The following is a 14,248-nucleotide window of genomic DNA, read 5'->3' on the forward strand; positions in this document are numbered from 1 at the left end:
GGTTGTATAAGTGCATCAAGTTTAAAGAATGATTTTTTCGATGGGCATCACAACGATACCTTGGGCACCTTCAGCTTTTAACTTATTGATCTTATCCCAAAAGTCATCTTCAGTGATAACGGTGTGTACGGCTACCCAACCTTCTTCTGCCAATGGAACAACCGTAGGGCTCTTAACACCGTGCAATAAAGAAGTGATGGCTGGCAAATTTTTCTTTTCGACATTCAATACCACATATTTAGTTTCTTTTGCTAAAAGAACAGATTCGATACGTTGTACTAATTCAGCCAAAACTTCATTGCCTTCTAATCCCTTTCTTCCCACCAATATGGCTTCTGAATTTTTGACATCAGCAAAAGGTTTCAAACCGTTGCTTTTTAATGTTCCACCTGTAGATACGATATCGCAGATCGCATCACTAAGACCCAAGCCAGGTGAAATCTCAACTGAACCAGATATCAAGCGGATGTCTGCATTAATCTTATAATCGTCTAGAAAATTCTTTAGGATATTTGGATAAGAGGTTGCGATTGCTTTGCCGTTAAGGTCTTTAATGTCTTGGATGGTGCTATCTTTGGGAATAGCTAGTTTCAATGTGCATTTTCCAAAACCAAGTCGTTTGATGTATTCTACTTTGGATTCAGTCTCATCGATGATGTTTTCACCGACGATGCCGAGGTCGGCTATGCCTTGTTCCACATATCCTGGAATATCATCGTCTCTCAGAAATAATATTTCCAGTGGGAAATTCCCAACAGTTGTGATTAAAGAGCTTTTGTAGTTCTCGAAGTCTAAACCACAATTTTTCAGTAATTGAACAGATTTTTCGTTTAACCTACCCGATTTTTGGATAGCAATTTTAAGATTTTTCAACGCTTTATAAATGTTAGCAGTAAATTATTAATAATAAGAAATCAAACAAGAGGGAAGGTATTCTACGTAAGAACACATTAAATTAACATATCGCCACAATGGCGATGATGCAAATGAAAATGATGTACGTAAGTATAAACCATGTTTGTATTAATAACTACAAGCAAATGTATAGTAAATTAATGGGAAATGCAAGACTATCATTTTAAAATTCTTATCCTAATGGACTTGTTGTTGAAATGAATTCAATTTTCTTGAAAAAAATGTGAAAACAATGCTGTTGATTGGGGGAATATACCATAATTTAGACAAAAGGTAATGCTGATTTCCTATTCTATAGTAAGCTGTTTGAATCACGCCAATAGCAAGTTGTGAAATCTTGTCCAATCGAAACGCTTTTTATAGGGGGATAACTCACATAAATTTTCTTATTTTTAGGAATTGGGGGGATATATTAAGTTCGTAGCGAATAAGAGTTACAGTAGTAGGGAGTATAAGTTGTTGTTTAATAAATAGGAGGAATGTGTTTAGTGGTACATGTTTCAAAGGGATTGTAAATTAGATAGATTATTTGTTTGATGAAAAGATTAGCTTTTATTTTTATTTGTTGGATTAACTGTCTATATGGTCCTGTTCTTGGACAGGAAAAGCCAGCGTCTACGTTAGATATCCGTATATTGGAGTCCATAGCCGAGACTCGGACAGCACCACAAACACAAACATTTAAAGTGCTTTCTGATATCAATAACTATGTTCAGATAGCCGTTCCGGTTGGTTTACTGGTTGCAGGCGCGGTCAACGATGATAAGGCAATGCGTCAGAATGCCTTGTATGTTGCTAGCAGTACGGCTGTAACAGCGCTCGTGAATGTTGGGTTAAAACATATTTTTAAGCGAAGCAGGCCATTTAAAAAATATCCTAATTTCATATCGGTTCGTACGGCCGGTGGGTATTCCTTTCCGTCTGGTCATACGTCATCTGCTTTTGCTACTGCTTCTGCTTTGTCTCGGGCTTACTCAAAGTGGTACGTCGTCGCGCCATCGCTTTTATGGGCGAGTAGCGTGGGGTATTCAAGAATGTATCTGGGCGTACATTTTCCCTCCGATGTGTTAGCAGGTGCTGTATTGGGAACAGGAGCAGCCTTTGCTTTAGATGGATTAAAGAAATAATATAGAAATAGAAAAAATGATGCAACAGGTTATTAAAATATTGGTTGTTGGATGTGGAAATATGGGCGCATCTCATGCGAAGGCATATCACGATTTAGATGGCTTCCAAATTGTGGGTCTAGTAGCTCGTGGGGAAAGCAAAAGTAAACTGAATGAACAATTGGGAGGCAACTATAAATTGTTTGAATCTTATGAGGATGCACTTCAGGAAACGAAACCGGATGCCGTTTGTATAGCGACCTATCCGGATACACACAAAGCGTATGCTATAAAGGCCTTTCAGGCTGGTGCTCATGTTTTTATTGAAAAGCCTTTAGCTGAAGATGTGATTTCCGCGCAGGAGGTCGTCGATGCAGCAGTGAAATATGATAAAAAATTGGTTGTTGGATATATTTTGAGGTATCATCCCTCATGGGTCAAATTTATTGAAATAGCTAAAACGATGGGAAAACCACTTGTTATGCGTATGAATCTGAATCAACAGAGCCATGGGTATATGTGGGATGTGCATAAAAATCTAATGGCTAGTTTAAGTCCCATTGTTGACTGTGGAGTTCATTATATTGATGTCATGTGTCAAATGGTGGGTGCGAAACCATTGTATGTATCTGCAATCGGAGCGCGGTTAACCGATGAGATTCCTGCTTGGAACTACAACTACGGACAATTGCAGCTGCATTTTGAAGATGGGTCCGTAGGATGGTATGAAGCTGGATGGGGACCAATGGTTAGTCAGAACGCTTTTTTTGTAAAGGATGTTTTTGGACCTAAAGGTGCAGTTTCCATTGTCGCAAATAAAGCAAGCGATGAAGGTAAATCGGATTCGGTAGCATCCCATACACAAACAGAAAGCCTTCGCGTACATTACGCCGATTTAGATTCGGCAAATGAATTTACGAAGGTTGATGAGTGGGTCAACTTATCTGATGAGCCCGATCATCAGGAATTATGTAACCGGGAGCAGTTATTCTTTCAGCAGGCGATTGTAGATAATTTGGACCTTTCTGATTCGATGGAAGATGCTGTTAATAGTCTACGAATTGCTTTGGCATGTGACGAAGCGGTGAAAACTAGGCGGATGATTAAATTATAGTTTATTTTGCTTAGTGGTCTTTTTTTTGCTTTTTATGGAAATATGAAGCGAAAAAAGTAAATAAATAAAAAAATAGCGTAAAAGATAGGCTTTTTGGTCTGTCTTTTGTTATTTAGCTACATATTTATCATTCTTATGAATAATTTACTCAACGTTGCACTATTATTTGGATTATCAATTTCGACAACCTATGCACAAGATAAGCAATGGCAGATGGAGTTGGTGTTTAAAGGTGAAGTTTCCCCTGAAAAATTTGAAAATGAAGTTCCGGAATTTGCAAAAGAGTTTTATGAGCCATTTTTGAAAGGAAAAATGGCTTATCGGAATGTGGAGATTTTGGCTGATGCCGATTATTCTTCTACTGTAGTGAATCAAAAAGCACATGCTATTTTAAATCGAAAATTAGCAAAAACATATTCGTATTCGATCGGCGATGATATTGTTACTGCCGAAGCATACAGTCCATCCTATAAGATTGTCAGTACGAAGTTAGGGGAGTCGGAAGGGCCTTATGTGCAGCTGCAAGATATGGGCGAGATCGAATCGATCGCGGGAATTACCTGTAAGAAAGCAAAGTTATTTATAAAAAACCATGCGGATTCCGCGATAGCAACGGTATGGTATTCGGAAGCAGTGCCCACTTATTATCTGACGGCATTTTCATTTATCAATGATTTGCCTGGAGGTGTACTCAAATTGTCTTTGGGTGAAAACAATGACCTTGGTTTTGAAACAACAAAAGTGATCAATGTATCGTCTGTGGCAGATTTTGCACTTCCTAAAAATGCAAAGGTGATTGATATCTCTGGGGGAGGGAATACGAGTGAAGGGGAAGATGTGAGTTTGTTTGAAGATACTTTCCCATTGGATAAATCACTTAAATGGACCATGGTCAAGGATAAAGATACCAATGACGAATATTATGGTATAAAAAACATGGCGGGAGAAGATGTATTGCCTTGTTCTCTTTTCTCTTTAGCGTATTTTAATGAGCAGACTGCTATTGTTTCAGATAAAGATAATTATTTCTGGTTGTTGGATAAGAAGGGGGGAAAGGTAAATAAGGAAGGGTTTGACTGGCTTACACCAGCAAATCAAAAACTGGCTATTTTTCAGAAGGATGGTAATTTTGGATTGGTTACACAGGAAGGGAAAGTTCTGCTTGACAAAAAGGAAAATATCAGTAAATTTTTAGACAATTATTTGATGTTCTCTGAAAATGGAAAAGTTGGATTGTTGGATGAAAATGGGAAGATTTTATTAAAGGCGAACTTATTATTTTTAGATGCTGATAATGCTGGAAATGTTCTGATCCGGGAGAAGGAAGGTGAAGAAACGAAAACGTTAGACCTGGAAGCTTTTTTAAAAACCTATGTGAAGTGATTTAAATTACATGCATTAATATAGATTTATTGTTTATAAAAAAGGCCTTCGATACTATCGAAGGCCTTTTTTTGTGTCTATTTAATCGTGCACTTGCACAATTAAGGAATGTTCAAGAACTTATGTGTTTGTAGTGAAATATCCCATTTAGGGTTTTCTTTTACGTAGTCAATAATAGAAGGTGTCATCTCTTTAGATTTCGACCATTCAGGTTGAAGGTATAATCTACAGTTTTGTCCTACAAGTTGTGCATATTCTTCTCCCCATGCGAAATCGCTTTTATTGAAAACGATAACTTTAAGTTCACCAGCAGCTTCTAACACATCTTTGCGTGGAGCTTTGAATTTTTTTGGAGATAAACATATCCAGTCCCATTCGCCACTCAAAGGATATGCACCTGAGGTTTCAATAAACGTTTTAATGCCCGCCTCATGAAGTCCTTTTGTTAGGTAATCCAAATTATAAATAAGTGGTTCGCCACCCGTAATGACAACTGTTTTTGCCGGATATTTCTTTGCATTTTCGATAATCGAATCTGCGGTTGTAAGGGGGTGGATAGATGCATCCCAACTTTCCTTTACATCGCACCAGTGGCAGCCCACATCGCAACCACCCAATCGTATGAAATAAGCAGCAGTCCCGGTGTGGTAGCCTTCTCCCTGAATAGTGTAAAATTCTTCCATTAAGGGCAATAGTGTTCCGTCTTCTGGTACTTGATTTGACATAGTTAAAATTTCAGTCTGCAAAGGTAGCAAATATTAATGAGATGCTCAATTTGTCCTGCGGCTTTTAAGTGGCTGGCCTGTCATTTTTATATATATAGTTGCTGGTAATAATCTGTTTTTATCGCTTTGTTTTTAGGTTGATGTTTAAGCAAAGCACATTGTTTAACGCTAACATGGTATCAGGTTTATACGATGTTTGCTATTAACAGCGAAACAATACTCTTTTTACAGGGGATTAACAAGGGGTTAATAGGGATTTACCCCTGTTAACCCCCTGTTAATCCCCTGTTAACCCCCTGTAATTACCCTGTTAATATATAACCTGATTTTTATTAATTGTTACTACGAGTGCTGTACGATAAACAGTTTCTCTAGAGCAATAAGATTAGATTATTACTCGGTTTTAAACTGCAATAATAAATATGTAGAGAGTGTGCAAAGCTTTTGAATTTAGCGCATTTAAACTATGGACAAGAGGGGCGTAGGTTCGGCTTTCTATTTTTGTTGGGTCATAAATTATAAAAGCTAAAAACAACATTGTTAAATTGTGACGATAGAATGCGTTTAATAGCGCAAAAAACCTGTTATTTTATCAGAATTTTTACTAAATTTGTGTCACAATTTATTTATTGAAAACATAAGTGTAATAACATAATTGTACATGTTGTTTTATGTTTTCTATTTTTTAACAATTTAAAGATCATAGTTGTAAATGATTAAAATTACACTACCGGATGGTTCCGTAAGAGAGTATCAAAAAGGGATCACTGCTGCGGGGATTGCGTTGTCAATCTCAGAGGGGCTTGCAAGAAATGTGCTTGCTGCCGAAGTAAATGGTGAAGTGTGGGATTCTGCCCGTGCTATTGAAGATGACGCTACTGTCAAGTTATTGACCTGGAATGATACCAAAGGTAAATCTACTTTTTGGCATTCTTCGGCACACTTGTTAGCGGAAGCTTTAGAAACATTGTACCCCGGAATTAAGTTTGGTATTGGTCCCGCGATTGAAACAGGATTTTACTATGATGTGGATTTTGGCGATCGTGAATTCTCGTCTGATGACTTTAAAGCGATCGAAGACAAGATGCTGGAGCTGGCTAAACGAAAAGAAACATTTGAGCGTAAAGCTGTTTCGAAATCTGATGCGTTGGCTTATTTCACAGCGAAAGGCGATGAGTATAAACTTGATTTAATCAAGGACTTGGAAGATGGAAAGATCACTTTCTATACACAGGGGGAATTTACAGATTTATGTCGTGGCCCTCATATTCCAAATACTGGATTTATCAAAGCGATTAAATTGACTAATGTTGCCGGTGCTTACTGGAGAGGCGATGAGTCTCGCAAACAGTTAACGCGTATTTATGGTGTTACGTTCCCTAAGGCATCGGAGCTTACAGAATATTTGAAATTTATAGAAGAGGCGAAAAAACGCGATCACCGTAAACTTGGGAAAGAGTTGGAACTTTTTGCTTTTTCTGAAAAGGTTGGTGCAGGTTTGCCTCTTTGGTTGCCTAAAGGAGCTGCATTACGTCAAAAGCTGATAGACTTTTTACAGAAAGCACAGTTAAACTCAGGGTATGAGCCTGTTGTTACTCCGCATATCGGACATAAGCAATTATATGTGACTTCTGGACACTATGAGAAATATGGAGCAGATTCATTTCAACCAATAAAAACTCCTATCGAAGGAGAAGAGTTTTTGTTAAAACCAATGAATTGTCCGCACCACTGTGAAATTTATAAGGTAAAACCGCGTTCGTATAAGGATTTGCCAGTTCGTTTTTCCGAATTTGGTACTGTTTATCGTTACGAACAGTCTGGTGAGCTTCACGGTTTGACAAGGGTTCGTGGGTTTACTCAAGATGATGCACATTTGTTTTGTCGTCCAGATCAGGTTAAAGATGAATTCAAAAAGGTAATAGACTTGGTTCTTTATGTATTTGGTGCGTTAGGCTTTAACGATTATACAGCACAGGTATCATTACGTGATCCTGAAAACCGTACAAAATATATTGGTACTGACGAAAATTGGGCTTTGGCTGAGTCGGCGATTATTGAGGCCGCTGAAGAGAAAGGCTTACCGACAGTCGTGGAATATGGCGAGGCAGCTTTCTATGGCCCTAAGTTAGACTTTATGGTGAAGGATGCTTTAGGACGGAAGTGGCAATTGGGTACAATACAGGTGGATTATAATTTACCTGAACGTTTTGAATTGGAATATACTGGAAGTGATAATATGAAACATCGCCCAGTAATGATTCACCGCGCACCTTTTGGATCTTTGGAGCGTTTTGTAGCTGTACTGATCGAACATTGTGCGGGTCAATTCCCGTTATGGCTTGCGCCTGAGCAATTTATCGTCTTGCCAGTGTCAGAAAAATACGAAGAATATGCGCAAAATGTTTTGAATTCGCTAAATAATTCCGATATTCGCGGACTGATAGACTTACGTGACGAGAAAGTGGGCAGAAAAATCAGAGACGCCGAAGTGAAAAAGCTTCCTTATATGTTGATTGTAGGGGAAAAAGAGGTGGAAAATGGCACAGTTTCTGTACGTAAACATGGCTCAGTGGAATTAGGAACTATGACTGCTGACGCATTTAGAGATATATTAATTAAGGAAATAACCGTTTAATTTTTAAACATTTGGCATTAAAAAGACCCGGTGGTCCAAGACCACCAATGAGAAAGAAAGAACCAGATCACCGCATTAATGAGTTAATCAAGGTACCTGAGGTGCGCTTGGTAGGAGATAATGTGGAACAAGGAGTTTTCCCTACGCGCAAAGCGTTAGAGTTGGCTGATGAGTTGGAACTTGATTTAGTGGAGATTTCGCCAAATGCTGTACCGCCGGTTTGTAAGATTATCGACTACAGTAAGTTTGTTTACGAACAGAAGAAGAAACAAAAGGAAATCAAAGCTAATGCAAAACAGACTGTTATTAAAGAAATTCGTTTCGGACCTAACTCTGGTGAGCATGATTTTGAGTTCAAATTGAAACATGCTATTAAGTTTCTAGAAAGTGGAGAAAAAGTTCGTGCTTATGTACACTTCAAAGGCCGCGCTATCGTACACAAAGATCAAGGTGAGATCTTGTTGTTGCGCTTCGCTCAGGCTTTGGAAGACTACGGTAAAGTAGAGCTTTTACCCAAATTAGAAGGTAAACGCATGTTTTTGACAGTAGCTCCAAAGGCTCCTAAAAAATAATAAGAATTCTAACAGATTGATATAAAATTTATAAGTATTATGCCAAAAGTTAAAACCAATTCCAGCGCAAAGAAACGTTTCAAATTGACTGGAACAGGTAAAATTGCAAGAAAAAACGCTTTCAAAAGCCACATCTTGACAAAAAAGAGCACAAAACGTAAACGTAACTTAACACAAACAAGTTATGTATCTGATGGCGATATGGGCAACGTAAAACGTATGCTTGCTATCGGTAAATAAGTTTTATTCGATTTTATTAATAATAATTTTTTAACCGGGTATAAGGTTGTAAGTTCATTGAAATACATGACACCTTCTACCAAACTAATTTTAAAAATATGCCACGTTCGGTTAACGCAGTAGCTTCTAGAAGAAGACGCAAAAAAATCCTAGGCCTTGCAAAAGGTTACTTTGGATCACGTAGCAAAGTTTATACTATTGCTAAAAATACAGTAGAAAAAGGTTTACAATACGCTTACCGCGATCGTAAAACCAAAAAACGCGAGTTTAGAGCTTTATGGATTCAACGTATCAACGCTGGAGCTCGTCAACACGGAATTTCTTATTCCCAATTGATCGGTAAATTAAACGCTAAAAACATTGGTTTGAACCGTAAGGTTTTAGCTGACTTAGCTTTAAATAACCCAGAAGCTTTCAAAGCAGTTGTAGACGCAGTAAAATAGAGTTTTTAATCCGCTGTCAATTTGTTAGAGATATTAAAGGAGCCTTTTAGGCTCCTTTTTTTTGTTATGACCGTTACTGTATCTTTTTTGGGACGTTATGCGCCAGGTAAACCCAATTCAATGCTATATTTCATTTTATCCTTATTCCCCAACTATACTTTTGAGGCAATTGACGTAGTATATTATAGCTCATATCCCTTTTAGATTTGAAATTAGGTTTGATTTTTGTTGATCTGTAGAAAACATAGCATTATGAAACTAAGAACAATTACATTTGGATTTTCACTTCTTTTGATCGGAAGCTTGGTGATAGCGGCCAAAGAGCCAGTTTCCAAGGCTCTAACTAACGATGTGGTTAATCAACAGGGAAAAGTTATCTCGATTGAAGGGGTGAACAATAACCGTACGATAGAGGCCAAAGGGGGAGAGGTCGTACAAATAGAAGGAGCTGACAATAAAGTTGTGATCCGTGGCAATGTGAGTAAATTGATTATAGAGGGAAAGGGGAATACTGTATCAGGTAGTGACATCGCAACGGTGACGATAGAGGGGGCAGACAATATGGTTAATATTGGTTCAGTAGAGACTGTTCAAATTGAGGGAGTCAAAAACCACGTCCATTATAAGTCTACGAAGAACAAATCCGGTCAGGTAAAAGTGTCTACTGAAGGCGCGGATAATATGGTGATGAAAATGAAATAATAAAAAGGGGGACTACACATTCCCCCTTTTTATTATTTCATTTATTTTTCAGCATTTTGGTTGCTACTCTGATCCAGACCCATGCTGTCGTTTTGTACTTTATCTTCGTTGACACGTGTTTCTATAAGTTGTTCTGACATCGGATAGGGCTTTAAAAAGTCTTCGTCAAAGGGATGAGGTTTTTCAGCTTTGTGGACCGTATCGGCAGGCTGATATGTTCGAAGACAGGTTCCTTTTACGCGTTCAGACTTATAAGCATAGCTACCCCAAATACAGAAAAAGATAATGGTTCTTATCGTATCTTCATATTTGGTAAATATGTCATCAGTTTTATTAAAGTATTGTTTGAACATAAAATAGCCCGCAATTGCGTCTAGTGTACAAAATATGGCCATAAATAGCGTAATTAAAAAGAATGTCTGAGCGAAAATATCCCTTCTCTTAATTAGAAGGATACAGCTATAAATCAATCCAATGATGATCAACGTGTTCGCAACTGTCTCGGCTAGGATTAAAACTTTGTAAACAAATGAAGAAACTCCATCGACATGATCCATTGCTTGCCACGTATTTAAATTAAAGAGAGATAAATTAAAGAAAAATAGGCTAGATAGGGCCAATATATTTGCAATTAGTACAACTAATAATAGGATCATCCATCCGCCAATTTGTTCGTGATGGACTTGGTCGTAGGGCTTGATAATAATAGGTTTGCTCTTATTATACTTTTTTATAATATACCAGAGTACGGATGCTACCGATATTAAAAATATGATTGATGAGAACCAATTAACCTCATGGGATGAGGTCGGTGTACCTAGGCTAGGAATACCATCTGTTGCATATCCATTAGTGTCTAGATAAAACCCATTATAAAAGATGTTATCGCGATCAGCGAAATCTGTATAATATTGTTTTAGGTCTGCTTGTTCAACAAATGATTCGTGCATTCCCAAGGTATAATGGATCTTAATACTATCTGCTTTAATTTCTAATGTTTTACCAAATGTATAGGCTTTGCGGTCAAAAAAGCTATTCTCCTTGTAGACACCGAATGTTTTTTGTGCTTTATTAACGATGTAGATCTCATATTCTATATCAGTAGGGAAAGGGAGGTCTAGTGGAGCATTGCGATCTTCCATAATTTCTGGAAGTTTCTCGTTTATATTTGATCCTATTAATGAAATATATTTTTTGGTAGATCCGTTTTCAGACTTACCAATATTTTTTATTTTGTATTTTTCGACAATTTCCACAATGTTGTTTTTGCTGTCATCCTTGTAATCCATGGAGCCAACCTTATTGATTTTTGAATAAGTTTTTGTGTAATAATCGAGATATTGCTTCTGTATATCATTTTTTGCATTGCTCTGAAAATAGTTGCGTATGTTGTCCGCTTCGTTTCCGCGATAGGTGGTTGTGACATCCAGGGTAGCGTCGAATTTGCCTTCAAGTGCTAAGACCTCTTTGACTTTGATATCTCCAACAACTTTTTGCGGTACATCTGCAAGTTGACCCCTATTCAAGGTCGATAAAACTTTTCCATAGGTAGGAAAATATCTATTCTTGATATCTCCGCCCTGATTAGTTATGGTTGGGTCAATATATTGGTGACGACCTTCGATACTAAGCTCTATGACCATATGGTTGAATGCATAAGGTGAAGGTAGATCATTTTGAAGGCCTCGGCTTTTATAGGTATTAGCTAATACTAAGCCAACATCAATATTCTTGTTTTTGAGCATAGTTGCCAATAGCATTGATTTGTCTTTACAATCGCCATAACGTTGTGAGAATACTTTTTCGGGAAGATTGGCTCGATGCGAATATTCCCCCATCTCAATACCCATATAACGTATTTCATTTTGCACGAAGTCACAGGCCTTCCGAATAAATTCATACTGCTGTCCATTTGACTCTTTCCAAAGCTGATTGACGAAAGTTTGAAGCGTGCTTGACGGAGAAATCTGTCGTATGGGATTGATTCGATTCTTCCATTGATCAATATCCTTCCAAGTGTTGAATTCTGAGCACTGGATGTACTGTAATGGGCTATACCAATCAGGCGTGTAGTTTTCGTATTGGACGGGCTTATGTTCGGTCAACTCCCAAAAGAAATTTGTTGAATTTCCAACGGATTGCTGTTGAACTTCTGGAGCTCCATTAAAGCTCTTGAAATGGAGTTTACGATGATTAGGGACAATATAATTGAGATGAATTAAACCTGTAGGCTCATAACCTTGTAGATAGTAGCTGTCAAAAAACATCTGTTCAAATACTGGATTTGCACCTACTATCGAATAGGCAAATACAATTTTGTCGTCTTTCCGTAGATCTTCCAATACGTAGTGGGCCATTTGACTTCCATTGTAAATAGATCTCGGAAGCTCTGTTTCAGAGGCTAAAAGATTAAATTTGGCTTTGGGTAGTATGTCAATATCTTTCCCATTACGAATGATTTTCAATTCATGCAATTGAAGTTTTTGGAAATGAGGATCGAAGGTTACTTGTACTTGCCCTAAATTTTCTACTCCACTTTGATCGAACAATACTTTTATATCCTTGTAGTATTTTGTTTGTGTTGCTAAATTTATTTGATGTTCAATTAATTCAAAGTAATATCCATCACTAATATCGTCCAAATTGGGTTTTACTGCTTTTTTTGTCAACGGGCGGAGCCAGCTCGGTGTGGCTACTTTTTGAACGGATGTTTGGCTAAATGACCATGAGAATGTGGCTAATAATAGTATAAAAGCTAATAGAAGATGGCTAAATCTTTTCATCAATTAATAATTTAAACCTAAGATAAGTAAAATTTTAGGCATCGTCGTAACTGAGTCTAGTTGTTCTATAAAATTAGCTCTGATAGTATTCAAAGGATTTTGAAAATAAGAAGGCTATCCAATAATGGATAGCCTTCTTATTTCTTAGGGGAGGATATTATAATTTACTTTCTCTTTTTTTCTTTTTCTTGACAACTTTAGGCATTTGAGCCTGTTTTGCTTCATATTGTCGCTCAATATATTGTATAATTTCTGAGGCAATATCTTTTTTTGTCGCTTTCTCGATGCCTTCCAAACCTGGAGATGAGTTTACTTCCAGTACCAAAGGGCCTCTGTCAGAAGGAATCATATCTACACCACAAACCGTAAGTCCTAGCTGTGCAGCCGCCGCAATTGCTGTTTCTCTTTCGGCTTTACTTAACCGGATAATCTGAGCGGTGCCACCCCGATGGATATTTGATCTAAACTCACCCTCTTTCGCCGTGCGTTTCATCGCTCCAACAACTTTGCCGTCAACTACGAATGCGCGAATATCAGAGCCTTTAGACTCTTTGATGAACTCTTGGATCAGGATGTTATTGCCCAGTCCGTAGAACGCTTCTATAACAGAAGAGGCCGCTTTTTTGGTTTCGGCAAGTACAACACCGATACCTTGCGTTCCCTCGAGTAGTTTAATGACTAAAGGAGCTCCACCTACCATACTGATGAGATCGTCTACGTCAGAGGCCGTACGTGCAAATCCCGTAATCGGGAGTCCGATACCTGCACCGGATAAGATTTGTAGACACCTTAATTTGTCCCGAGATCGCGTAATGGCTTGACTGGGATTCGCGGAAATGACATCCATCACCTCAAATTGTCTAACAATAGCTGATCCATAGAATGTTACCGATGCTCCTATCCGGGGAATAATAGCATCAATATCACTCAGATCCTGTCCTTTGTAATGGATACTGGGTTTACCTTGCTGAATACCGACATAACACTTGCTGTGATCAATGACAACACATTCGTGTCCTCTTTGTTGTGCGGCTTCTACGAGACGACGAGTCGAGTATAAACTCTTTACTGTCGATAATACGGCAATTTTCACGGTTTGTATATTGAATATATTTTGTGCTAAGATAACAAAATTGCTTGGCTATTTGTTTTATTTTACCAGGGTCTTCGTCGAGAGATTTTCTTTGGAAACATCGACCAAAAATCTTTTGTATAAAAAATTTTTACCCAAAAGCATGGGGTAGGTCATCTGAGATCGGTTTCTAAAAGAGATCTTAATGCTAAATACCTGGTTATATAATGTTGCTGTAGTGCGGATATAGTAACGCTTTTCTTCTTGACCAAAAGAACTTTTTACCAGTTTTGTTCGATAGAGTTTTAACTTTAATGTTTTTGTTTCTTTTGTCTCAAAATTTGTGATAAGTTCGCAGATAATCCAGTCCTGACCATCTTCCTTAACTACCTTGTACGAGTTGCAGTGTAGTACCGATGAAGCAGCGCCGGTATCGACTTTTGCTTCTATACCATATATTCCCAATTCAGGTAAATCAAGGGTCTCTTTCCAGCCTACAAGAAGTTTTTCTTTCATTTATACCAAATTGAAAAAATAGCCCTGTCCAACGTTTAA

General features: G+C 37.8%; 13 protein-coding genes. 8 read left to right on the forward strand and 5 right to left on the reverse strand.

Annotation, left to right across the window (positions count from 1 at the left end; genetic code table 11):
- Window positions 1–21 precede the first annotated feature (21 nt).
- The gene (gene hisG, locus A9970_RS24515; RefSeq protein ID WP_120332653.1) at window positions 22–873 is read right to left on the reverse strand and encodes an ATP phosphoribosyltransferase; all 852 of its coding nucleotides are present in this window, start codon (window positions 871–873) and stop codon (window positions 22–24) included.
- A 578-nt stretch (window positions 874–1,451) separates the two neighbouring features.
- On the opposite strand from hisG, the gene A9970_RS24520 reads away from it, so the two are divergent.
- The 3 genes from A9970_RS24520 (at window position 1,452) to A9970_RS24530 (ending at window position 4,518) form a co-directional block, all read left to right on the forward strand.
- Window positions 1,452–2,042 (forward strand): phosphatase PAP2 family protein, encoded by a 591-nt coding sequence (locus tag A9970_RS24520; protein ID WP_075993343.1) that lies wholly within the window; start codon window positions 1,452–1,454, stop codon window positions 2,040–2,042.
- 16 nt (window positions 2,043–2,058) lie between these two features.
- Window positions 2,059–3,135 carry a Gfo/Idh/MocA family protein gene (locus tag A9970_RS24525; RefSeq protein WP_227550343.1) on the forward strand — a complete coding sequence of 359 codons (1,077 nt, stop codon included), beginning with the start codon at window positions 2,059–2,061 and terminating at the stop codon, window positions 3,133–3,135.
- Between the two features lie 135 nt (window positions 3,136–3,270).
- The gene (locus A9970_RS24530) at window positions 3,271–4,518 is read left to right on the forward strand and encodes a hypothetical protein (RefSeq protein ID WP_182984055.1); all 1,248 of its coding nucleotides are present in this window, start codon (window positions 3,271–3,273) and stop codon (window positions 4,516–4,518) included.
- A 101-nt stretch (window positions 4,519–4,619) separates the two neighbouring features.
- On the opposite strand, the gene A9970_RS24535 is transcribed toward A9970_RS24530, so the two are convergent.
- Window positions 4,620–5,243 carry a 7-carboxy-7-deazaguanine synthase QueE gene (locus A9970_RS24535; protein ID WP_075993340.1) on the reverse strand — a complete coding sequence of 208 codons (624 nt, stop codon included), beginning with the start codon at window positions 5,241–5,243 and terminating at the stop codon, window positions 4,620–4,622.
- 712 nt (window positions 5,244–5,955) lie between these two features.
- On the opposite strand from A9970_RS24535, the gene thrS reads away from it, so the two are divergent.
- From thrS to A9970_RS24560, 5 genes are all read left to right on the forward strand, one after another.
- Window positions 5,956–7,881, forward strand: a complete 1,926-nt coding sequence (gene thrS, locus A9970_RS24540) for a threonine--tRNA ligase (protein WP_153848281.1) — start codon at window positions 5,956–5,958, stop codon at window positions 7,879–7,881.
- 11 nt (window positions 7,882–7,892) lie between these two features.
- The gene (gene infC / locus A9970_RS24545; protein WP_075993338.1) at window positions 7,893–8,453 is read left to right on the forward strand and encodes a translation initiation factor IF-3; all 561 of its coding nucleotides are present in this window, start codon (window positions 7,893–7,895) and stop codon (window positions 8,451–8,453) included.
- Window positions 8,454–8,492: 39 nt separating this feature from the next.
- Entirely contained in the window at window positions 8,493–8,693 is a 201-nt protein-coding gene (rpmI, locus tag A9970_RS24550; protein ID WP_002993964.1) for a 50S ribosomal protein L35, read from the forward strand.
- A gap of 98 nt (window positions 8,694–8,791) precedes the next feature.
- Window positions 8,792–9,136, forward strand: a complete 345-nt coding sequence (rplT, locus tag A9970_RS24555) for a 50S ribosomal protein L20 (RefSeq protein ID WP_046674462.1) — start codon at window positions 8,792–8,794, stop codon at window positions 9,134–9,136.
- Window positions 9,137–9,388: 252 nt separating this feature from the next.
- Window positions 9,389–9,838, forward strand: coding sequence for a DUF3060 domain-containing protein (locus tag A9970_RS24560; RefSeq protein WP_182984056.1), 450 nt, complete (start codon window positions 9,389–9,391; stop codon window positions 9,836–9,838).
- 41 nt (window positions 9,839–9,879) lie between these two features.
- Here A9970_RS24560 and A9970_RS24565 read toward each other — a convergent pair whose 3' ends face one another.
- The 3 genes from A9970_RS24565 to A9970_RS24575 form a co-directional block, all read right to left on the reverse strand.
- Window positions 9,880–12,621, reverse strand: a complete 2,742-nt coding sequence (locus tag A9970_RS24565) for a DUF3857 domain-containing protein (RefSeq protein WP_182984057.1) — start codon at window positions 12,619–12,621, stop codon at window positions 9,880–9,882.
- 157 nt (window positions 12,622–12,778) lie between these two features.
- The gene (gene rimK / locus A9970_RS24570) at window positions 12,779–13,714 is read right to left on the reverse strand and encodes a 30S ribosomal protein S6--L-glutamate ligase (protein WP_070565651.1); all 936 of its coding nucleotides are present in this window, start codon (window positions 13,712–13,714) and stop codon (window positions 12,779–12,781) included.
- A gap of 57 nt (window positions 13,715–13,771) precedes the next feature.
- On the reverse strand, window positions 13,772–14,209 hold the full coding sequence (locus A9970_RS24575; RefSeq protein ID WP_153848285.1) for a RimK/LysX family protein: 438 nt from the start codon (window positions 14,207–14,209) through the stop codon (window positions 13,772–13,774).
- Window positions 14,210–14,248 lie beyond the last annotated feature (39 nt).

The organism is Sphingobacterium sp. UME9, assembly GCF_014170215.1.
In the GTDB taxonomy this organism is placed as follows: Bacteria; Bacteroidota; Bacteroidia; order Sphingobacteriales; family Sphingobacteriaceae; genus Sphingobacterium; species Sphingobacterium paramultivorum.